This is a genomic window from Flavobacterium cutihirudinis, assembly GCF_003385895.1.
Taxonomy (GTDB): Bacteria; Bacteroidota; Bacteroidia; order Flavobacteriales; family Flavobacteriaceae; genus Flavobacterium; species Flavobacterium cutihirudinis.
This window is the reverse complement of the sequence record NZ_QRDQ01000007.1, coordinates 490074-509947: the sequence shown is the minus strand read 5'-3', so window position 1 is coordinate 509947 and position 19874 is coordinate 490074. Positions and strand designations below refer to the sequence as shown.

Below are 19874 nucleotides of genomic sequence, written 5' to 3'. Positions count from 1 at the left end.
CTAAGAATAATTTAATTTCCGCAAAAATAGGACATTTTTAATTCAGTTTAATCTTATTCTCCTCAATACACTTGTACACTTCCTAAAATAGTTTGTACTTTAGCCCCAAAATCGAACCCTGAATAAATGAGAATATTAGTCATTCAACAAAAAAGAATTGGAGACGTACTAACAAGTACTATAATCTGTAACAACTTAAAAACTAAGTTTCCTGATGCTGTCATAGATTATATGTGCTACCCAAATTCTGTTGATGTTTTAAAAGAAAACCCTAATATCGACACTATTATTCCATTAACAAACAAGGTCCGAAAATCGATTCCTTCTTTGTTCAAATTTATTTTTCAGATTAGAAGAAAAAAGTACGATGCTGTAATTGATGTTTACAGCAAATTAGAAACTAATTTAATCACCTTATTTTCGGGTGCAAAATATAAAGTTTCTTATCACAAATGGTACTCCAATATTTTTTATAATTATAGCTACGAACGTTTTGATGCCATAAAATCAGAATATGGTTTGGCTATTGAAAACAGACTATTGCTTTTAAAACCATTCATTTCAGAAAAAATTACAGATGTAAAACCAAAAATCTTTTTAAAAGAATCTGAAATCACTGAAGCAAAAAAATTATTAAAAAGCTACAACATCGATACCGAAAAGCCGCTTATCATGTTTGGTATTTTGGGAAGTGAGGTTTATAAAACATATCCGCTTGACGGAATGGCAAAAATTATTGATTTTACGGTTGCCAAGACTAACGCTACAATTATTTTCAACTATATTCCAGATCAGAAGGAACAGGCTTTAGAAGTTTATAATTACTGTACAGAAGAAACAAAAAAACATATTGTTTTTGATTTGTATTGTACGGAATTACGTCCGTTTTTGGCTTTGCTTTCTCAATGTGAAATGCTTATCGGAAATGAGGGAGGCGCTGTAAATATGGCAAAAGCGCTTGAAATTCCGACTTTTTCAATTTTCACACCTTCGGTACGAAAAGAAACCTGGCAATTGTTTGAAAACGAAGCAAAAAACGCGTCAATTCACCTGAAAGATCTTAAACCTGAAATCTACGAGCAACATACCGAGCAATATATAAAAGAACATACTTTTGAATATTATGCTGAATATCCTTTGCCTCTAATGCTCGAAAAATTGGAAGCTTATTTTCACGAATATAAAAATTGAGAAAATAAACAGCATCAGATGAACAATAATGAAAAACAAAAGTTATCCGTTCTCATTATTACACTCAACGAAGAACATCGAATAAAATCACTTCTTGAAGATATTGATTTTGCCGATGAAATTATCGTTGTGGATTCTTATAGCACTGATCAGACTGTTGCAATAACTGAACGTTTTTCGAATGTGAAGCTACTTCAGAACGAATTTATAAATTACACTTCTCAACGTAATTTTGCTTTAGATCAAGCGAAAAATAATTGGGTTTTATTTTTAGATGCTGATGAACAATTAACAGCCAATTTAAAAACTGAAATTGTTTCAACAATAAACAGCGAAAAACCTGCAAGTGCTTATTTTATCTACCGAACTTTTATGTTTAAAGATAAAAAACTCAATTTTAGCGGTTGGCAGACAGATAAAATTTTCAGGCTTTTCAACAAGTCAAATTGCCGATATAATGAAGAAAGAATGGTTCATGAAAAGCTGATTGTAAACGGAAGTGTTTCTGCTTTAAAAAACAAAATCATTCATTTCTCTTATACTTCCTATAAGGATTACAAGGAAAAAATGTACCATTATGGTGTTCTAAAAGCAAATGAAAAAATAAAAAAAGGACAAAAACCATCTTTTCTATTAATGGTTTTTCATCCTTTATATACTTTTTTATATCAGTTTATAATTCGTTTGGGCTTTCTGGATGGCATCAAAGGAATTACTATATGTTACTTAAATGCGTATAGTATCTTTATACGATACTATGAACTGAATCGTATTACTTCTTCCAAAATTTAAGCTTCTTTTTCAGACGTTTTTTTCTGTAAAACTGTTCTTGAAAATCAGCAGTAAATTTCCATAACGTTTCAAATATTTTTTGCTCAGGTTCAGCTGTGTAAAATTTAGCGTATTCATTGCTCATAACTTCGACCATTTCTTTTAATGGAGTTAGACGGCATAAATTTTTCATACGCATTTCAAAAGTCATTATATCATGAAATTCCATTCGGTTCAAATCCACCAAGAAGAAGTCATAATTTCCTTCAGCATTCTTTTTAATTAAAGTATTTCCAGGTGAATGATCCAAAAATTCGATTCCCTTTTCGTGAAGATCAAAACTGAATTTAGTGAATTGTCTTAAGATATTTTCACGATCCTCAAAATCCGGAATTTCAACCAATTCTCTATAAGTCAAATCGCAATCTAAATGTTCGCTTGCATAAAAACTTTTATTCAAACCTAATAAAGTAGAATATTCTGCAAAAGCAACAGGTTTTGGAGTTCCAATTCCCATTTCCAACAATCTTGTTGCAAATTCATACGATCGTCTTGCTTTTGACTTTCTGAAATATTTGTACGCAATTTTATTTATAAAGTGCGGAACTTTAAAAGACTTGATATTTATCGTTTTATGATCGATATCAAAAAGTTTAATTTTGTTACGGTCGCCTTTTCCAAAAAGCGTTCCCGTTGAATCGAAATTTTCGATTGCGTCCAGTAAACCTTTTTGATCGGATATATGAGAAGTATTAAAGATTATGTTCTTTTTCAATTTTTCAATTTTAGTAATCGTTTTTTACAACAATCTTATTTAAACAAAAATTTAAACCACTGACCGAAATTCCTGAAAAACAATTTTGTTTTCGGAATATCTAAATTCTTAGATTTTTCGACAATTTCCTTAATAGCTTTCATGTCTTTTGTTGGAAAATAATCCAACTTCTTCCATCTTTCAGGCTCTATATAGTAGAAATCGCTGTATTCCTTATAATTATTTTCATTGACTTTAACCCATTTGTCAAGGAAGTCATTGTTTATATCGGTATTATGTCCCCAGTTTTTACATTTAAAACGTAATTCTTCTTCGCTTCTTGACAATGATTCATGCAAAACTATATTATTGGTGTAAATAACTTGCGCTTTTACTCTTCTACCGTTCACATATTGTGGATTGTTTGTTGCAAATATAGCTTTAGCCGGCTGATCAACATATAAAATTCCGTCTGGAGTATATTTATAAAGAATAAGCCAGAATGCAGCAATCTGAATAGGTTTTTTCAGTGGGTTTTCGATATACGAATCGTACTTACGTAAATCTTTTACAAACTTTTTAAAATCAACGAAATACTCATCACAGTCAATTTGAATAAGCCAGTTTCCAATTCCCATTTTTTCAGAAAGCATTTTTCTCTCTCTGATTTCACATTGCATTGTAGTCAATTCGGGAACATAAAAATCATCTTCATAAATGACAACTTTTTTGTCAACATCAAAAGCCTTAAGCCATTCGAAAAAAGAATCATCAATTATAAAAGAACCTCCATTCCAGGTATTTCTATTCACATCAATAGCTAAAAAAACTGCATCCGCTTCGTTATATATTGTTGGTAATGAGTTTTTTAGCATTTCGTAATCATACGAAACCAGATATCCAACCTGTATTTTTCCTGCCATGATGTTTTATAAAATTTGTTGCAATTTAGTAATTAATATCTATTTTTACGCCATGAAAAAGCAATATGATTATTTAATTATTGGGTCGGGACTCTTCGGAAGTGTGTTTGCTCATGAAGCCACTAAAGCCGGGAAAAAATGCCTCGTAATTGACAAAAGAGAGCATACTGGAGGAAATGTTTATTGTGAAAATATAGAAGGAATTAACGTTCATAAATATGGTGCACACATTTTTCACACCAATGATAAAGGTTTATGGGATTATGTAAATCAATTCGTTGAATTTAATAATTTCACCAATTCACCAATGTCACTCTCAAAAGGAAAATTGTACAATTTGCCTTTTAATATGAATACCTTTTACCAACTATGGGGAACTATCACTCCGCAGGAAGCAAAAGCTAAAATTGAGGAACAAATTGCCATTTATGGTGTCGAAAACCCTAAAAATTTAGAAGAACAAGCTTTAAGTTTGGTTGGAAAAGACATTTACGACAACTTTATTAAAGAATATACGGAAAAACAATGGGGCCGAAAAGCCACTGAATTACCTGCTTTTATTATTAAAAGACTTCCGGTACGATTTACTTTTGATAATAATTATTTTAATGATACGTATCAGGGAATTCCAATTGGCGGCTATAACAAATTAATCGAAGGTCTATTAAAAGGTATCGAAGTAATCACAAACACAGATTATTTCTCTGACCGACCAAAATTTGATGCACTTGCTGATAAGATTGTTTATTCAGGAAAAATTGATGAGTATTTCGATTATAAATTAGGCGTATTAGAATACAGATCGCTTCATTTTGAAAATGAAGTTCTTGATACTGACAATTTTCAGGGAAATGCCGTTGTCAATTATAATGATGCGAGTTACGATTTTACAAGAATAATTGAGCACAAACATTTTGAATTTGGTAAACAAAGCAAAACGGTTATTACCAAAGAATATCCTCAGGAATGGAATCCGTCAAACGAAGCTTTTTATCCTATAAATGATACTAAAAATCAGGCTTTGTTTGAAGAATACAAGAAACTATCCTTACAGGAAGAAAATGTAATATTTGGAGGACGATTATCAGAATACAAATATTACGATATGCATCAAGTAATTGCATTAGCTTTAACAAGATCTAAAAAAGAATTAAAAAATGATTAAAATTTTTGTAGTTACTCACAAAGAAAATCCTGTATTAGCTAATGATGTTTTAGTTCCTATTCAGGTGGGAACTAATGAAAATATTTCTACCGATATTTTAAGAGACAATACGCTTGATAATATTGCAGACAAAAACAATAATTATTGCGAATTAACAGCAACATACTGGATTTGGAAAAATGTAAAAGATGCTGATTACGTTGGGATTTGCCACTACAGAAGATATCTAAATTTTTACAACGACTGGTATAACGTTAAACCATCGAAGCAGAAAAAAATCAAAATTGAAGATTTCAAAAACACGAAATTATTTAATGCTTCCTCAGAAAAATTAGAAAAAAAAATTGCTTCTATTCTTTCAGAATATGATGCAATTCTTTGTAAACCTTATACTTTTAAAAGTTCTACTTTAACTGATCATTATTGTGACGATCATAGAAAAGAAGATTGGGATCTAACAAAGGAAATTATTGTAAAAAAATACCCGGAATACAAGGAAAGTATTGTAAAATTCCTAGACAAAGGAACTACTTTTCATATGGGAAATATGATGATTTCATCAAAAGAAAAATTTGACGCTTATTATGAGTGGTTATTCGATATTCTGTTTGAGCTTGAATCGAAAGTTACTATTCCTGAAGATGCTTATCAAGCCAGAATTTTTGGTTTTATATCAGAACGTCTGATAAATCTTTATATTTATCATAACAATTTCAAAATCAAAGGAGTTCCTTCCTATAAATTAATTGATTTATAAAATGAACGAAGAAATCATAAAAGCCTACGAAGTTATCAAAGAAGGCGGAATTATACTGTACCCAACAGATACTGTTTGGGGAATTGGCTGCGATGCAACAAATCCGGAAGCTGTTGCAAAAATTTACAAACTAAAACAACGTGCCGAAACTCAAAGCATGATTGTGCTTATGAATGGGGAAAAAATGATGTACAACGTTTTCAAAAACATCCCCGAAGTTGCCTGGCAAATATTGGATTTATCCGAAAAACCAACAACTTTAATCTTAGACGAACCAAGAAATGTCGCGCCAAATATTATCGCAGCAGACAACTCACTTGGAATAAGACTGGTAAAAGAACCTTTTTGCTTTAAATTATTAGAGCGAATGAAAAAGCCATTAGTTTCAACTTCTGCTAATATTTCAGGTCAGCCAACACCAATGGCTTTTAAAGATATTAGTCCAGAAATTGTAAACGGAGTTGATTATGTAGTGAATTTATATCACGACAAAGTTGCCGGAAAACCATCAACAATTATAAAATTGACAAACGACTCACAGGTTAAAGTGATTCGTAAATAGTTTTTTTTTGTTTCAGGTTTCAGGTTTCAAGTTTCATGTTCTGCTAAAAAACCTGAAACTTGAAACCTGAAACTTGAAACTTTAAACAACTTTTAAACTCTCAATCAACCAATCAATATCTTCTTTAGTATTGTAATGACTAAATGAAATTCGGAGATTTGGTAATTTTAAATCAGCCTCAGAAAGCATTTCTTTTAAAACATGAGAAGGCTTGATACTTCCAGACTGACAAGCACTTCCGCGGGAAACTGCAATTCCTTTCATATCCAAACTAAACAACAACATAGAAGTTTTATCTGAAGAAAAAGGTAAAATAATATTGATAATATTATAAAAATCCTCTTTTGTGCCGTTTATCCTATAACCTGGAAAATGAATTTCAAGCTGTTCAATGAGGTATTTTTTTAGTTCAGAAATGTATTTTCTCTCCTGATCCAAATTCTCATATGATAGAGACAAAGCCTTTGTCATTCCAGCAATTTGATGAACTGCTTCGGTTCCGGCACGTAGACCTTTTTCCTGCTCACCACCAAATATTAAAGGCTGTAATCCTGAATTTTTACGGATAAATGCAAAACCAATTCCTTTTGGACCATGAAACTTGTGTGCACTGGCCAAAATAAAATCGACTGCTATTTTTTGAAGATCAATTTCCGTTTTACCAACAGACTGAACCGTATCAGAATGAAATAAGGCGTTATACTGCTTACAAATAATCCCAATTCTTTCAATGTCTGAAATCGTTCCGGTTTCATTATTTACATGCATCAAACTCACAATTGTCTTCTTTTCGTCAGACAATAAATTTGACAAATGCGTTAAATCGATACTGCTATCGGGATTCACATTGACATAATCGACCTGAATACCATAATCTGACTGCAAGGCCAAAACACTGTATAAAACTGCGTGATGCTCAATTTTTGAAGTAATTATTCGCTCTACTTTTAAATCTTCGACTGCAGAACGGAGAATCCAATTATCTCCTTCGGTCCCACCGGAAATAAAAACAATTTCCTGAGCAGAACAATTAAAATGCTTTGCAATACTCTTTCTCGAAAGTTCTAAAATGGTTTTACTATTGCGGCCAAAACTGTGTGTCGAAGAAGGATTTCCAAAATCTTCAGACATAATTTTGACCATTTCCTGAACAACCTCAGGTCGTATAGCGGTTGTAGAAGCGTTATCTAGATATACTTTTTTCATTGGCGCAAAGTTATGAAATATCAATTGTCTAATCTTAAATATCATTTACCAAATTTTCACTATTTTTGACCCAAATAAATTTATGATGAAAAAATTTGCAAGCCTTTTGTTATTTGCTCTTTTATTAAATGGATGCGACGATGGTGACCTTACTGTAGATACAATCGATTTTACAAATGTCACTGCTACAAGTTGCGACCCTGTTACCAACACATTAATATACAAACTTAAGCCACAAGAAGCACTGCTTTTTCAATTGCCTGTAGACAAACTTGTAAATGACCCAACAGTTAACGATACTTTATTTTACAATATTGACAATGTTTCTTATCGCGTATTTTACAGAGCGTACGATGGTACTGTTACTAAATCTACTATATGCGACGCAATACCCCCAGCATCACCAAAAGTTACTGAAGAATGGTTTGCAACGGGAGGAAAAATACAAATTGTAACAAAAACCGTTTACAAAGATCCGGCTCCGGACGATGGACACACCGAAATTGTAGGATACAATCACAACATTATTTTTAAAGGTATTACATTCTCAACACCTGGTCCTGAACAAACTCAGGACGAATATGTTTTTGGAGACTATCAGACGCCTGTTACATCGATTATAATCGCTTTTACAGACCAAATTGCAAAGTATTGCGATGTACAACATAAAGTATACAATAGCAACCAAGCAAACTCATTAGTGATAGAAAATCTGAATCCAGATTTAATCAAAAACGAAGATACTGCACCAGGTGCACCAAGAACCGGTACAATTGGTCAAACTTCGAATTCTACTACAATAAACAATTTGTTTTATCGCATCTATAATGGCAACCTACCTACAGAAACAAAAGAGTATTATTGTGTAGATAATACTCCAACAAATCCAACAATTAAAGAAACCTGGACAGGTGTTCCTGGGGTCGCAAATGTAAGTGGAATTATCGAAGTAAGCACTTCACATGTCAATAAGGTTTATAAGCATAAAGTTGTCCTTAGAAACGTAACCATGAAAAAACTAAACAGTACATTTAAAATAGCAACTGAATTTGTTTTAGGAGAAGTAACAACGATTGCACCATAAATTTACAGCTTTAAAAATCAGTTTTAATTCTTACAAAAAAAACATCGGTTTTTTAATCTAATTCAATGATGAATAAGTTTAAAAAACCGATGTTTTTTTATGCTTTTAAAAGAGCTAAATACAACTCAAAAAATAGCCTCTATTTATTGTTTTGTCTAAAATAAACTTCCGTTGCACCAAGGCCATATTTTTGATAATTGGCGTCCTGAAAATCTATTCCGTCATAACGGCCCAATAAAAAATCAAGTTCTGCTTTTAGAATTCCTTCGCCGACACCGTGAATAAAAACAATTTTCGGAATTCGGTTTTTGATCGCAAATTCAATATGTCTTTTTGCCGTTTCTGTCTGTAAAGTTAAAATATCATAATTCGACATTCCGCGTTTATTTGGAACCAGTTTTTCGATGTGCAAATCAAATTCAGGAGCCGAAATTTCGCGCTTATCTTTCTTTTCCTTGACAAAACTTCTTGGTTTTGGCTCTGTTTTCTCTTTTGAAATCGCATCTAAATCTATTCTTTTAATAGAATTCATTAAAATACTGGTTTCTTGAATTTTAAGTAATTCGTTGACAAAAAATGTCATCATAAAACCATCCTCAGTTTCGATCAAAACTTCATTGTTTTTCACCGAAACAACTGTTCCGTTAATGGCTTCATCTAAAACCGAAACCTTATCTCCTTTACTCAGCATCCTGTTCGTCTTTATCTTGATTTTTACTTGGTGTTTTTGCGCTCAGCTGCATCATTCCATACATGAAAACTACAATCGCAATTATCATTACATAGATATTTTTCTCCTCAGAAACCTGCTCGTACAATGCTACTCCGATAGCAAGAATCATTATTAAAATTTTAAACGCTTTCATTTTATTTAAATATAAGTCTCCAAAAGTATGAAACTTTAAAATAAGAGTTCCTAACTCCCATACCGTTATCGAATATTTTTTTGTAAAATTGTAAAAAATAACCACCGTGCATTTAGATAATTATATGATCCCGTGCCTATTCAAAACACTCTTTGGTTTTGAGTGTCTGGGCTGTGGTTTTCAGCGTTCTGTATTCTTACTTTTTCAGGGAGAATTTTTAGCCGCTTTTAAAATGTATCCGGCACTTTATTCGACTCTTTTATTTGTCGGTTTTGTGGTTTATCATTTAGCTGACAAATCAAAAAAGCATAAAAAATTAGTTTGGAATTTCGCTTTTCTAAACTTCATTTTTATACTTTTCGGATATTATTACAAACACTTTTATCTATAGTTTTTGTAAGAATTATTTTTTGGTCTGATTCAGAATATCGTTCATCATTTCGATCTGTACTTTTTGAATTTCGATTAATTCTTGTTGCTGATGCATAATCAAATGATCAATTTTATCATGAATCATTCTGATTTCTAATTCCGATTTTAAGTTGATCATATAATCTTTTTTGGCTCTGTTCCTGTCCTTTTCTTCCTGACGATTTTGACTCATCATAATTACCGGAGCTTGTAATGCCGCAATACACGAAAGAATCAAATTCAGCAAAATAAACGGATAGGGATCAAAACCTTTATTCATCAAAATATATACATTGGAGATAATCCAAATCCCGATAAAAAGCATAAACGAAATAATAAAAGTCCAGCTTCCGCCGAAATCAGCCACTTTATCGGCAATTTTTTGTCCAAAATTTCTTGTCTCGACTTCATCTTCAACAATACTAACAATTGATTTGTCTTCTTTCAATGACGAAATAACATTTTTTTCAAGATCAGAAAGCATTCCGATTTCGGTAGACAAATAGTTTGAAATATATTTTTGACGGTAATCATTCAGCTCTTCAAATGCAATACAATCGGCATCAGAAAAAGAAGGATAATCTTTTATGATAAGACTTAAAATTGGATCATGAATCGATTTACCATAAATTCTCTGCTTTTCAGGAAACTCAATATTAGAAATTGCACTCTTAAAAGTTGGATTGTTTTTCATTTTTCAAAATTTTATAAGCTAATTTACACAAATAACTTTTGAGGTTATTAAATAATTGTTCAATGATTTTATAATCTTTTTAATATCACAAATAGATCCGGCTTCCTAAAATTTCTTTAGTTAATTCGTGCCCTTATTTACAAAAAACGCCTTACTTTTAACGTTTCAAATTTTACATTCAATTTTATAATTGTGACAAAAGACACTATCATACAAAATATCAAAGCTTTAAAAAGCCATTCTAACATAAATTACGGTATTAAAACCAAAACTGAGGATTTTACCGAGAAGCTTTTTTATACCCTTTTCGATTCGAATGCTGCACTTGATGAAAGCATTGATGAACTCGAAATCCGCTTTAAGGAAATCGCTATGCTGGCTTGCAAAAAACCGGAAAATTTATGCGAATCTATCTGGGATCGCTTTTTAGAAAAACTACCCGGCGTTTTAGAAAAATTAAATCAGGATGCTGAATATATTCTGGAAAATGATCCGGCTTCAAACAGCATTGACGAAGTTTATCTGGGATATCCGGGATTCTACGCAATTGCCATCTACAGATTAAGCCATGAACTGTATTTACTAGATTTATTGCTTTTCTCCCGATTGATGAGCGAATACGCACACCGCATTACAGGAACTGATATTCATGCCGGCGCTACGATAGCTTCACCATTTTTTATTGACCACGCTACCGGAATTGTTATTGGTGAAACAACCGTTATCGAAAAACATGTCAAAATATATCAGGGTGTTACATTGGGCGCTTTGAGTGTAAGCAAAGACATGAAAAATGCAAAACGTCATCCAACAGTAGAAAAAAACGTTTGTATTTATGCTAATGCGACGATCCTTGGAGGTGAAACTACTATTGGCAAAAACAGTATTGTTGGCGGAAATGCCTGGATTACCAAATCGATTCCAGCAGATTCTATTGTTTTAAATACCACTACAACTGAAGTAAAAATAAAAGAAAAAAAATAAAATGGGTCCACAGAAATTGCTAAACCTAATTGGAAATACTCCATTGATGGAAACTGTCAATTTGGTTAAAAATAAAAACGTAAAACTTTTACTTAAACTTGAAGGAAACAATCCCGGCGGAAGTGTAAAAGACAGAGCTGCGTACAATATGATCGCATCTGCTTTAGAAAGAGGCGAAATCAAAAAAGGCGATAAATTAATTGAAGCCACAAGCGGAAATACCGGAATTGCTTTGGCAATGATTGCACAATTATTTGGCATCGAAATCGAATTGGTTCTTCCGGAAGATTCTACAAAAGAGCGTACTCAAACAATGCGCGCTTATGGCGCTACAGTCATTTTAACGCCTGCTGATGAAGGAATTATCGGGTCAAGAGATTACGCCGACAAAAAAGTTGCTCAAGGCGGTTACTTAATGCTGAATCAGTTCGCAAACGATGACAACTGGAAAGCACATTATAAAACAACCGGACCGGAAATCTGGAACGATACGGAAGGAACTGTAACTCATTTTGTTTCGGCAATGGGAACAACAGGAACCATTATTGGAACTTCGACATATTTAAAAGAAAAAAATCCAGCCGTTCAAATCGTTGGTGCTCAGCCAAGCGACGGATCTCAGATTCCCGGAATCCGTAAATGGCCACAGGAATATTTGCCTAAAATTTTTGATGCATCAAAAGTAGATACCGTTATCGATGTCAGCGAAGAAGAAGCCAGAGCAATGACCAAAAGATTGGCGCTTGAAGAAGGCGTTTTCGCCGGAATGAGCAGTGGTGGTTCTGTAGCTGTAGCATTAAAAATTGCCGAACAACTAGAATCAGGCGTTGTAGTTGCAGTAATCTGCGATCGCGGTGATCGTTATTTGTCTTCGGATTTATTCGACTAAAAAAGGGACAAAGATGCAAAGGAATAAAGAGACAAAGGCTAACTGAGCTACGTTTTATAAACTAACCACAAGCCCTTACAACTCCCTAGAAGACGCACTGCAGTGCGCCTCTACAAAAAAAACTATGCATCTTTGTAACTTTGAACCTTTGTAACTTAAAAGAAAATGAACTACAGAAAACTAGGAAAAACAAACTTCAATATTTCAGAAATCTCACTTGGAACCTGGCAGGTTGGAGGAAAATGGGGATCTGGATTTAATGATAAAAATGCCGATGAATTAATCAATACGGCAATTGATAATGGTGTTAACTTTATTGATACTGCAGATGTTTATGAAAACGGATTAAGTGAAACTGCTGTTGGGCGTGTTGTTCGTTCACGCTCTGAACGTATTTATGTAGCAACAAAATGCGGACGCCAGATTAATCCGCATGTAAATGATGGATATCAGCCGAAAGTGCTTCAGAAATTTGTTGAAGACAGTTTAAAAAGAATGAAATTAGAAACTTTAGACTTGATTCAGCTGCACTGTCCTCCTACTGAGGTTTTCTATCGCCCTGAAATTTTTGAACTTTTTGACCGCTTAAAAGAACAAGGTAAAATTTTAAATCTTGGAGTAAGTGTTGAAAAAGTTGAAGAAGCTTTAAAAGCAATTGAATATTCAAACGTAACAACGGTTCAGATTATTTTTAATTTATTTCGCCAACGTCCGTCACAATTGTTTTTCTCGGAAGCAAAAAAGAAAGACATTGGGATAATTGCACGTGTTCCCCTTGCAAGTGGACTTTTAACAGGTAAATTTGATTCAAAAACTACTTTTGACCCTCAGGATCATCGAAACTTTAATCGCAACGGAGATGCTTTTGATAAAGGCGAAACATTTTCAGGAATTGATTACGACTTAGGTTTAAGAGCCGTTGAAGAACTAAAAGCATTATTTCCCGAAGCAACAAACCTTGCCCCAATAGCATTACAATGGATTTTAAGTTTTAATGAAATCAGCTGTATTATTCCGGGCGCTTCAAAGGAAAGCCATATCCTTTCTAATTTATCAGTATATGATCAGCCAAAATTAACGGAAGAAAAAATTGCAGCAATGAACGACATTTATGATAAATACATAAAAACATCCGTTCATCATTTATGGTAGCCTAAGTTTCTGAGATACTAAGATACTAAGATACTAAGCTTTATTTAAACTTAGAATCTTAGTATCTTAGCAACTTTAAAAAAAAACTATATCTCAAATTCAATTTTAAATTCGGCACCACGGTTTTTACCATCGCTGGAAGCACTAAGTGTTCCTTTGTTGCGTTCGATAATTTTTTTGCACAAGTAAAGACCAATTCCTGTCGACGATTCATTTGCAGTTCCTAATCGACTCATTTTAGTGAATTTCTTGAACAATTCTTCAATCTGATGTTTATCAAAGCCAATACCGTTGTCGGCAACTTTAATGATCAATTTAGTGTCATCATTATAAATTCTAACCTTTATCTCACTATCAAAATAAGAGAATTTAACAGCATTGCTTATAAGATTAACCAAAACCTGAACAAGCAAACCTTCATCGATTTTAAGTTTGGCCTCAACAGCTTCTAAACTTAAATTCAAAGTAATATTTTTATCTGTCAATCGTTGTTCTACCTGCTCATTGATAAAAGGAAGAATATTAGGAAAGACTACTGTTCTGGCTTCCTGATTAACTTTTACAACCTGATCTTGTTCTTTTAATAATTTTATAAAATTTTCAATATAGCGAAACTGAAGATTCGTCGATTCGCAAATAAGTTCTGCCAGATGACTTACAGAATCAGAAGGGTTTTCACTTAAAATTAATTTTGCCAAACCTTGCGGGTTCCCGGCGAAATTTTTTAAATCGTGAGAAAGCATATAAATTAAATCCTGTTTTTCATTTATAAAACTTTCAGATTCGTATATAGATTCCTGAATATTACACATTAACAATCCTGCCTCGTCTTTGTATTCTGTCGGCAAAACAGATAATTTTCTATTGCTTCTATAATCATCCAACGCTTTTGAAGCTATAGAAATAGGTTTAATTAACTGTTTTAATACCAAAAGCGTCACCAAAGTCGCCAGCAAGGTCATGATTAAAGAAAAAATTAAAATTGAAGTAGGCGAAACTGTATGATCTGAATAAAGCACAAAAAACAGAATTCCGATAAGCGGAATATGAATTCCTATAAAAGCTACAAACAAAAATTTGAATGCATAATTTCTTTTAAGAAAACTTATTTGTGAAAGATTATGATACAATTTCATAAAAAAATAACAATACTGTAGGTTAGAATTAGGTAATGTGGGACAAATACCAAAAACAAAGTTAACTTTTAAACTGAATTAAACTAGCAAATTCAACATTTTGATAAAATATTTTGAAAATTAAATTTATAAAAGTTTACAAACCCTTATTTTTGCGCTATGGGAAGAAAAAATACAGACAAAGTTGTCTTTCATCAAATCCAGGTTCTTGACGCTGGAGCAAAAGGAGTATCAGTAGCGAAAGCTCCTGACGGAAAAGTAATCTTTATTCCGAATGTAGTACCGGGTGATGTAGTGGACGTGCAAACTTTCAAAAAGAGAAAAGCCTATTATGAAGGCAAAGCCGTAAAATTTCATGAATTGTCAGAGCATCGTATTGAACCAATATGCGAGCATTTTGGCGTTTGCGGAGGTTGTAAATGGCAAAATATGAAATACAGCCAACAGTTGTATTACAAACAAAACGAAGTAAAAAATCATTTGCAGCGTATTGGAAAAGTTGAACTTCCTGAATTTGAAACTATTTTAGGTTCTGAAAAACAGTTTTTCTATAGAAATAAAATGGAATTTTCATTTTCTAACAGCCGTTGGTTAACTGAAAAAGAAATTGGAAGTACTGAAGATTTAGGAAACCGAAATGCTTTAGGTTTTCATATTCCGAAAATGTGGGATAAGATTCTTGACATTCAAAAATGTCACTTGCAAGAAGATCCTTCAAATGCTATTAGAAATGAAATCAGAGCATTTGCGAATGAACACAATTTAGCTTTCTTTAATCCAAGAGAACATTCGGGTTTATTACGTACTGTAATGATTCGTACGGTTTCGACTGGAGAAATAATGGTTTTGATTCAGTTTTTTGAAGAAGACAAAGAAAATCGTGAACTAATTCTAGATCATTTATACGAAAAATTTCCGCAAATTACCTCATTACAATATGTTGTAAACGGAAAACCAAACGACACAATTTACGATCAAAACGTAATATTATATAAAGGAAGAGATTATATCCTTGAAGAAATGGAAGGTTTAAAATTTAGTATTAATGCTAAATCTTTTTACCAAACCAACTCTGACCAAGCTTACGAATTATACAAAATTACACGTGATTTTGCGGGATTGACAGGAAATGAAACGGTTTACGATTTGTATACCGGTACAGGAACTATTGCTCAATTCGTTTCTAAAAAAGCCAAAAAAGTAATTGGAGTAGAAAGTGTTCCTGAAGCTATTTTGGATGCAAAAGCAAATGCAGAACGCAATAATATTACTAATTGTGAGTTTTTTGTTGGAGACATGAAAGTAGTTTTCAACGAAGCTTTTATAGCGCAACATGGAAAACCGGATGTTATTATTACCGATCCTCCAAGAGACGGTATGCACGCAGCTGTTATTGATCAAATCCTTAAAATTGCACCAAAAAAAGTAGTTTATGTAAGCTGTAATTCAGCAACACAAGCGCGTGATTTGGCTTTAATGGATGAAAAATACAAAGTTACCCGCGTTCGTCCTGTTGACATGTTTCCACAGACGCATCATGTTGAAAATGTTGTACTTTTAGAACTTAGATAATATTTGTAAATGAAAAAAATAATTTCTCTTTTATTGGTCTTCACTTTTGGTTTGTCAAGCTGTGAGAAAGATGATATTTGTGACCCAAACACTCCGACAACGCCGCGATTAGTCATTACATTTTATGATGCCAATAATCCATCAACCCTTCGACCGGTTACAAATTTGAAAGTAATTGGAAAGGATATGAAAGAAGGAATTATTTTTAATGAAAATGCTACCGATGAGTCTAAATATTTGACAAGCGGAAGTACTGTTTCAATTCCTTTAAAAACAAATGACAATTCAACAACGTATACCCTTATTTTAGATTCCAATAATCCGAATGTGGCCGCAAGGAATTCAGATGTTTTGCGATTCAATTATACACATCAGGATGAATATGTTTCCAGAGCTTGCGGTTTCAAAACTACTTTTGCTCTAGATCCCCTTTCTGACGGTGTACCGGTATCACGCCCTTTTGTCTTGACTGACGGAGATTCAAACGGACTATGGATAAGACAAGTTTATGTAAAAAATTATAAAGTTGAATTAGAAAATGAAACACACATTGAAATATATTTCTAGTATTTGCTTATTGTTTTCTATGTTCATGAGTTACGCTCAGGAAAATACTGCCACTCCGACAGCTAAAGAAACTGTACCCGTAAAATCGCAAACTGTTGCAACAAAGTCCGAAGTTCAGGAAGTTGTAAAACCGGATAGTATAAAAACGGATCGTTATGGCCTTCGTGTTGGTGTTGACCTTTATAAACTAACACGCGGATTATACGACAAAGATTACAAAGGCGTTGAATTTACAGGAGACTGGCGTCTAACAAAAAAATACTATTTAGCTGCCGAACTTGGTTTTGAAGATAAAACAACAGATGACGATCGATTAAATTCAAGCGCAACAGGAACGTATATTAAAGGAGGTTTTGATTATAATGTATATCAAAACTGGCTGGATATGGAAAACCTTATCACGATTGGAATGAGAGGTGGTTTTAGTACTTTTAGCCAGCAATTAAACAGTTATAAAATTTACAATCCAAATCCGTATTGGGGAGAGCAGCCGCCAATTGTTGACGGACAAAAATACAACGGTCTTACCGCCGGATGGCTTGAAGTTGCCATGGGATTAAAAGCCGAAGTATTTAATAATGTATTTGTTGGTTTTGGTGTTCAGCTAAAACTTTTGCTTGCAAATTCAAAACCCGAAGGCTTTGATAATTTATACATCCCGGGTTTCAACAGAACATATGACGGAAGTTTTGGAATTGGTTTTAACTACACCGTTTCTTATTTTATTCCAATTTACAAAAAGAAAATAGTAATTCCGACAAACCCTAAAACCGCGCCTAAAAAATAATATTCAATTTACCCAAAATAAAAAACCGCGAATTCTAATATTGAATTCGCGGTTTTTATTTTTATTTAAAGTATTCTTTATGATAGTTGAAAATCAACAACAGCTTTAGAATGAATCAAAGCGGTGTCAAAAACAGGAACCGAAACATCTTCCGGTTTTATTACTAACGGGATTTCAGTACAACCCAGAATAATTCCTTCAGCACCATTTTTAATCAAATCATCAGCTATTTCTAAATAACGTTTTTTTGTTTCCTCGGTAACAAGTCCGCGGCCAAGTTCTTCAAAAATAGTGTAATGAATAAAATCTTTATCTTCCTGATTTTCCGGAATAATAGCTTCTATTCCGTTTGCAGCTAATTTATCTTTGAAGAAATCAAGTTCCATTGTAAACTTCGTCCCCAATAAAGCCACTTTTTTAATATCTTTTTTCTGAATTTCAGCCGACGTAGCCTCCGCAATATGAATAAGCGGAATACCAATTGCTTCCTGAAGTTTATCCGCAATTAAATGCATTGTATTGGCGCATAGAACAATCGCTTCTGCCCCGCCCGATTTTAGAAATTCACAACCTTTTAAAAGCATTTTAAAAGTTAAATCCCAATCGTTGGCATCATTATTCTTTTTAATATCAGCATAATTGAACGAATAGACCAAACATTCTGAGAAGTTCAAACCTCCCATTCTTTCATTTATGCCTTCATTTATAAGTCGGTAATAATCTGCTGTCGAAACCCAGCTGATACCGCCAATAAGTCCAATTTTCTTCATATTAATTTAAAAAAAAGATTAACCAATTTCTCTAATTCCTTTTATAAAAATCCATTTCATAAAAAGCTTTTCACCATCTTTTGTTTTTACAGCCTGAAATTTAGGTCCGATTATAGTCGCGATTACAAAAGCCGTCATCGGAATCCAGAATCCTGTTAATCCCGTGTACATGTCAATTACAAATCTTCCCGCTATAAACAGAATTGCAAATGTTCCTAATTGATATAAAAAAGCTCTTACTTGTAGTTTTGTCATTTTTTTTCTTTTTGAGGTTCAAAGTTACAAAGGTTCAGAGGTACAAAGTTTTTTCACCTTTGCACCTCTGAACCTCTGAGCCTTTGCACCTATTATTCGTTAATTTGAAATTTCGTTCTTTTACTTCCTTCGTACATTTCGTATTTTACCAAACGTGCTTCCAGACTTCCGTTGAAAAGTTTGATTTTTCTTGACGGTTTTAAACCAACAAATTTTAAAGCTTCAAGATTTGCTGTAATAAACCAAGCGTTTGTTCCCGGGTAATTTTTCTTTAAAGTATCACCAATACTTGCATAGAATTTTTCCATATGAATATCTAAACGCTCATCGTATGGCGGATTGAAAACCATATGCAATTTCCCTTCAACTTCTTTTTCGCTATCGAAAAAATTATCCTCAGAAATTGTTACATAATCTTCAAGATTAGCATTTCTAATATTGTCTTTGGCTTTGCTTACTGCACTTGGTGCTTTGTCAAAACCTTTTATTGTATAATGAAATTCTTTTGTTTTTTTCATCAAACTATTTACAATTTGATCAAAAAGATCATTATCCCAATCTTTCCATTTTTCGAAAGCAAACTCTTTACGATTAATGTTTGCCGGAATATTGCAGGCAATCATCGCCGCTTCTGCAAGAAACGTTCCCGAACCACACATTGGATCTAGAAAATGGCTCTGACCTTCCCAACCGGACAATAATAAAACTCCTGCCGCCAAAACTTCGTTTATAGGCGCAATATTTGTCGCAGTTCTATAACCGCGCTGGTGCAATGAATTTCCGGAAGTATCTAAGGCAACAGAAACCTGGTCTTTATCAATATGAACATTAATCCTTAAATCTGGATATTGCTTATCAATACTTGGTCTTTGTCCCGTTCTTTCTCTAAACTGATCGACAATAGCGTCTTTACACTTTTGAGAAACAAACTCAGAATGATTAAAATAAGTTGAATGTACCGTAGCATCAATAACAAAAGTCTGGTTTGCATTTAGCAATTTTGACCAGTTAATGCCCGAAATTCCTTTGTATAATGCTTGTTCGTTATTGGCTCTAAACGAATAAATTGGTTTTAAGACTTTAAGCGCCGTTCTAAGCGACAAATTGGCTTTGTACATAAAACCTTTATCGCCTTTAAAACTCACCATTCGCACACCTTTTTCAACATCCTGAGCACCAAGCGCGCGCAATTCGTTTTCTAATATTTCTTCAAAGCCAAAAAAACATTTGGCTATCATTTTAAAATTTTCTTCCATCTTTATTTTTGTTTTAAAAAACAACCCCAATCACAGCTGTATAAAAACGTTTCATTACGTATCATCGTGAAATAGTTATTTTTCGGCAAAAATACACTAAATTTGCGGTACTTTGAATTAAT

The 19874-nt window shown here is 33.1% G+C and carries 23 protein-coding genes; 13 read left to right on the top strand and 10 right to left on the bottom strand.

Going from position 1 to position 19874, the window contains the following annotated elements; genetic code table 11:
* Positions 1-126: 126 nt before the first annotated feature.
* Both BD847_RS02200 and BD847_RS02195 read left to right on the top strand, forming a co-directional pair.
* Positions 127-1191 (top strand): glycosyltransferase family 9 protein, encoded by a 1065-nt coding sequence (locus tag BD847_RS02200; protein WP_115886624.1) that lies wholly within the window; start codon positions 127-129, stop codon positions 1189-1191.
* A gap of 18 nt (positions 1192-1209) precedes the next feature.
* The gene (locus BD847_RS02195; RefSeq protein ID WP_115886623.1) at positions 1210-1983 is read left to right on the top strand and encodes a glycosyltransferase family 2 protein; all 774 of its coding nucleotides are present in this window, start codon (positions 1210-1212) and stop codon (positions 1981-1983) included.
* Here BD847_RS02195 and BD847_RS02190 read toward each other — a convergent pair.
* Together BD847_RS02190 and BD847_RS02185 are read right to left on the bottom strand one after the other, a co-directional pair.
* Complete coding sequence (locus tag BD847_RS02190) at positions 1964-2737, bottom strand: lipopolysaccharide kinase InaA family protein (RefSeq protein WP_244201546.1); 774 nt, start codon at positions 2735-2737, stop codon at positions 1964-1966. The two genes, BD847_RS02195 and BD847_RS02190, sit on opposite strands and share 20 nt — an antisense overlap.
* 35 nt (positions 2738-2772) lie before the next feature.
* Complete coding sequence (locus BD847_RS02185) at positions 2773-3639, bottom strand: hypothetical protein (protein WP_115886622.1); 867 nt, start codon at positions 3637-3639, stop codon at positions 2773-2775.
* Positions 3640-3691: 52 nt separating this feature from the next.
* On the opposite strand from BD847_RS02185, the gene glf reads away from it, so the two are divergent.
* From glf to BD847_RS02170, 3 genes are read left to right on the top strand one after another with little or no spacing between them, the layout of a single operon-like run.
* Positions 3692-4804 carry a UDP-galactopyranose mutase gene (gene glf, locus BD847_RS02180; RefSeq protein ID WP_115886621.1) on the top strand — a complete coding sequence of 371 codons (1113 nt, stop codon included), beginning with the start codon at positions 3692-3694 and terminating at the stop codon, positions 4802-4804.
* Positions 4797-5561: a DUF4422 domain-containing protein gene (locus tag BD847_RS02175; protein WP_115886620.1), complete on the top strand. Its 765-nt coding sequence runs from the start codon at positions 4797-4799 to the stop codon at positions 5559-5561. Before glf ends, BD847_RS02175 begins: the two co-directional genes overlap by 8 nt.
* A 1-nt stretch (position 5562) precedes the next feature.
* Positions 5563-6123 (top strand): L-threonylcarbamoyladenylate synthase, encoded by a 561-nt coding sequence (locus BD847_RS02170; protein WP_115886619.1) that lies wholly within the window; start codon positions 5563-5565, stop codon positions 6121-6123.
* Positions 6124-6204: 81 nt separating this feature from the next.
* Here the strand turns inward: BD847_RS02170 and BD847_RS02165 are convergent, their stop codons facing one another.
* Positions 6205-7329: a cysteine desulfurase family protein gene (locus BD847_RS02165; RefSeq protein WP_115886618.1), complete on the bottom strand. Its 1125-nt coding sequence runs from the start codon at positions 7327-7329 to the stop codon at positions 6205-6207.
* Between the two features lie 82 nt (positions 7330-7411).
* Here BD847_RS02165 and BD847_RS02160 point away from each other — a divergent pair, with 82 nt between their 5' ends.
* Positions 7412-8413: a hypothetical protein gene (locus tag BD847_RS02160; protein ID WP_147298489.1), complete on the top strand. Its 1002-nt coding sequence runs from the start codon at positions 7412-7414 to the stop codon at positions 8411-8413.
* Positions 8414-8552: 139 nt separating this feature from the next.
* Here BD847_RS02160 and BD847_RS02155 read toward each other — a convergent pair whose 3' ends face one another.
* Together BD847_RS02155 and BD847_RS02150 are read right to left on the bottom strand one after the other, a co-directional pair.
* On the bottom strand, positions 8553-9104 hold the full coding sequence (locus BD847_RS02155) for a Smr/MutS family protein (protein ID WP_115886616.1): 552 nt from the start codon (positions 9102-9104) through the stop codon (positions 8553-8555).
* Entirely contained in the window at positions 9094-9279 is a 186-nt protein-coding gene (locus tag BD847_RS02150) for a hypothetical protein (RefSeq protein ID WP_115887325.1), read from the bottom strand. Before BD847_RS02150 ends, BD847_RS02155 begins: the two co-directional genes overlap by 11 nt.
* 124 nt (positions 9280-9403) lie before the next feature.
* Between BD847_RS02150 and BD847_RS02145 the strand changes: the two genes are divergently transcribed.
* Positions 9404-9670: a DUF2752 domain-containing protein gene (locus BD847_RS02145; RefSeq protein WP_244201545.1), complete on the top strand. Its 267-nt coding sequence runs from the start codon at positions 9404-9406 to the stop codon at positions 9668-9670.
* Between the two features lie 12 nt (positions 9671-9682).
* On the opposite strand, the gene BD847_RS02140 is transcribed toward BD847_RS02145, so the two are convergent.
* Positions 9683-10384, bottom strand: coding sequence for a DUF1003 domain-containing protein (locus BD847_RS02140; RefSeq protein WP_115886614.1), 702 nt, complete (start codon positions 10382-10384; stop codon positions 9683-9685).
* A gap of 192 nt (positions 10385-10576) precedes the next feature.
* Here BD847_RS02140 and epsC point away from each other — a divergent pair, with 192 nt between their 5' ends.
* The 3 genes from epsC (at position 10577) to BD847_RS02125 (ending at position 13409) form a co-directional block, all read left to right on the top strand.
* Complete coding sequence (gene epsC, locus BD847_RS02135) at positions 10577-11368, top strand: serine O-acetyltransferase EpsC (RefSeq protein ID WP_115886613.1); 792 nt, start codon at positions 10577-10579, stop codon at positions 11366-11368.
* A 1-nt stretch (position 11369) separates the two neighbouring features.
* The gene (cysM, locus tag BD847_RS02130; RefSeq protein ID WP_115886612.1) at positions 11370-12257 is read left to right on the top strand and encodes a cysteine synthase CysM; all 888 of its coding nucleotides are present in this window, start codon (positions 11370-11372) and stop codon (positions 12255-12257) included.
* A 165-nt stretch (positions 12258-12422) separates the two neighbouring features.
* Positions 12423-13409 (top strand): aldo/keto reductase, encoded by a 987-nt coding sequence (locus tag BD847_RS02125; RefSeq protein WP_115886611.1) that lies wholly within the window; start codon positions 12423-12425, stop codon positions 13407-13409.
* Positions 13410-13495: 86 nt separating this feature from the next.
* Here BD847_RS02125 and BD847_RS02120 read toward each other — a convergent pair whose 3' ends face one another.
* Positions 13496-14482 (bottom strand): sensor histidine kinase, encoded by a 987-nt coding sequence (locus BD847_RS02120; protein ID WP_244201544.1) that lies wholly within the window; start codon positions 14480-14482, stop codon positions 13496-13498.
* Between the two features lie 222 nt (positions 14483-14704).
* Here BD847_RS02120 and rlmD point away from each other — a divergent pair, with 222 nt between their 5' ends.
* The 3 genes from rlmD to BD847_RS02105 are packed head-to-tail and all read left to right on the top strand — an operon-like array spanning position 14705 to position 17471.
* Positions 14705-16117 carry a 23S rRNA (uracil(1939)-C(5))-methyltransferase RlmD gene (gene rlmD / locus BD847_RS02115; protein ID WP_115886609.1) on the top strand — a complete coding sequence of 471 codons (1413 nt, stop codon included), beginning with the start codon at positions 14705-14707 and terminating at the stop codon, positions 16115-16117.
* A gap of 9 nt (positions 16118-16126) precedes the next feature.
* Entirely contained in the window at positions 16127-16684 is a 558-nt protein-coding gene (locus BD847_RS02110) for a DUF6452 family protein (protein ID WP_115886608.1), read from the top strand.
* On the top strand, positions 16656-17471 hold the full coding sequence (locus tag BD847_RS02105; protein WP_115886607.1) for a DUF6048 family protein: 816 nt from the start codon (positions 16656-16658) through the stop codon (positions 17469-17471). Before BD847_RS02110 ends, BD847_RS02105 begins: the two co-directional genes overlap by 29 nt.
* Before the next feature lie 77 nt (positions 17472-17548).
* On the opposite strand, the gene BD847_RS02100 is transcribed toward BD847_RS02105, so the two are convergent.
* The 3 genes from BD847_RS02100 to BD847_RS02090 form a co-directional block, all read right to left on the bottom strand.
* Complete coding sequence (locus BD847_RS02100) at positions 17549-18241, bottom strand: aspartate/glutamate racemase family protein (protein WP_115886606.1); 693 nt, start codon at positions 18239-18241, stop codon at positions 17549-17551.
* An 18-nt stretch (positions 18242-18259) separates the two neighbouring features.
* Positions 18260-18496, bottom strand: coding sequence for a hypothetical protein (locus BD847_RS02095; protein WP_115886605.1), 237 nt, complete (start codon positions 18494-18496; stop codon positions 18260-18262).
* A gap of 92 nt (positions 18497-18588) precedes the next feature.
* Entirely contained in the window at positions 18589-19752 is a 1164-nt protein-coding gene (locus tag BD847_RS02090; protein ID WP_115886604.1) for a THUMP domain-containing class I SAM-dependent RNA methyltransferase, read from the bottom strand.
* Positions 19753-19874 lie beyond the last annotated feature (122 nt).

Excerpts from the sequence above, each read along its gene's own strand:
- BD847_RS02155 (WP_115886616.1), bottom strand. The coding sequence starts at position 9,104 with ATGCTGAGTAAAGGAGATAAGGTTTCGGTTTTAGATGAAGCCATTAAC.
- BD847_RS02110 (WP_115886608.1), top strand. The coding sequence starts at position 16,127 with ATGAAAAAAATAATTTCTCTTTTATTGGTCTTCACTTTTGGTTTGTCA.
- BD847_RS02095 (WP_115886605.1), bottom strand. The coding sequence starts at position 18,496 with ATGACAAAACTACAAGTAAGAGCTTTTTTATATCAATTAGGAACATTT.
- BD847_RS02150 (WP_115887325.1), bottom strand. The coding sequence starts at position 9,279 with ATGAAAGCGTTTAAAATTTTAATAATGATTCTTGCTATCGGAGTAGCA.
- BD847_RS02140 (WP_115886614.1), bottom strand. The coding sequence starts at position 10,384 with ATGAAAAACAATCCAACTTTTAAGAGTGCAATTTCTAATATTGAGTTT.
- BD847_RS02170 (WP_115886619.1), top strand. The coding sequence starts at position 5,563 with ATGAACGAAGAAATCATAAAAGCCTACGAAGTTATCAAAGAAGGCGGA.
- rlmD (WP_115886609.1), top strand. The coding sequence starts at position 14,705 with ATGGGAAGAAAAAATACAGACAAAGTTGTCTTTCATCAAATCCAGGTT.
- BD847_RS02200 (WP_115886624.1), top strand. The coding sequence starts at position 127 with ATGAGAATATTAGTCATTCAACAAAAAAGAATTGGAGACGTACTAACA.
- BD847_RS02145 (WP_244201545.1), top strand. The coding sequence starts at position 9,404 with ATGATCCCGTGCCTATTCAAAACACTCTTTGGTTTTGAGTGTCTGGGC.
- BD847_RS02195 (WP_115886623.1), top strand. The coding sequence starts at position 1,210 with ATGAACAATAATGAAAAACAAAAGTTATCCGTTCTCATTATTACACTC.
- BD847_RS02165 (WP_115886618.1), bottom strand. The coding sequence starts at position 7,329 with ATGAAAAAAGTATATCTAGATAACGCTTCTACAACCGCTATACGACCT.
- BD847_RS02175 (WP_115886620.1), top strand. The coding sequence starts at position 4,797 with ATGATTAAAATTTTTGTAGTTACTCACAAAGAAAATCCTGTATTAGCT.
- BD847_RS02090 (WP_115886604.1), bottom strand. The coding sequence starts at position 19,752 with ATGGAAGAAAATTTTAAAATGATAGCCAAATGTTTTTTTGGCTTTGAA.
- glf (WP_115886621.1), top strand. The coding sequence starts at position 3,692 with ATGAAAAAGCAATATGATTATTTAATTATTGGGTCGGGACTCTTCGGA.
- BD847_RS02185 (WP_115886622.1), bottom strand. The coding sequence starts at position 3,639 with ATGGCAGGAAAAATACAGGTTGGATATCTGGTTTCGTATGATTACGAA.
- cysM (WP_115886612.1), top strand. The coding sequence starts at position 11,370 with ATGGGTCCACAGAAATTGCTAAACCTAATTGGAAATACTCCATTGATG.
- BD847_RS02160 (WP_147298489.1), top strand. The coding sequence starts at position 7,412 with ATGATGAAAAAATTTGCAAGCCTTTTGTTATTTGCTCTTTTATTAAAT.
- BD847_RS02100 (WP_115886606.1), bottom strand. The coding sequence starts at position 18,241 with ATGAAGAAAATTGGACTTATTGGCGGTATCAGCTGGGTTTCGACAGCA.
- BD847_RS02125 (WP_115886611.1), top strand. The coding sequence starts at position 12,423 with ATGAACTACAGAAAACTAGGAAAAACAAACTTCAATATTTCAGAAATC.
- BD847_RS02105 (WP_115886607.1), top strand. The coding sequence starts at position 16,656 with ATGAAACACACATTGAAATATATTTCTAGTATTTGCTTATTGTTTTCT.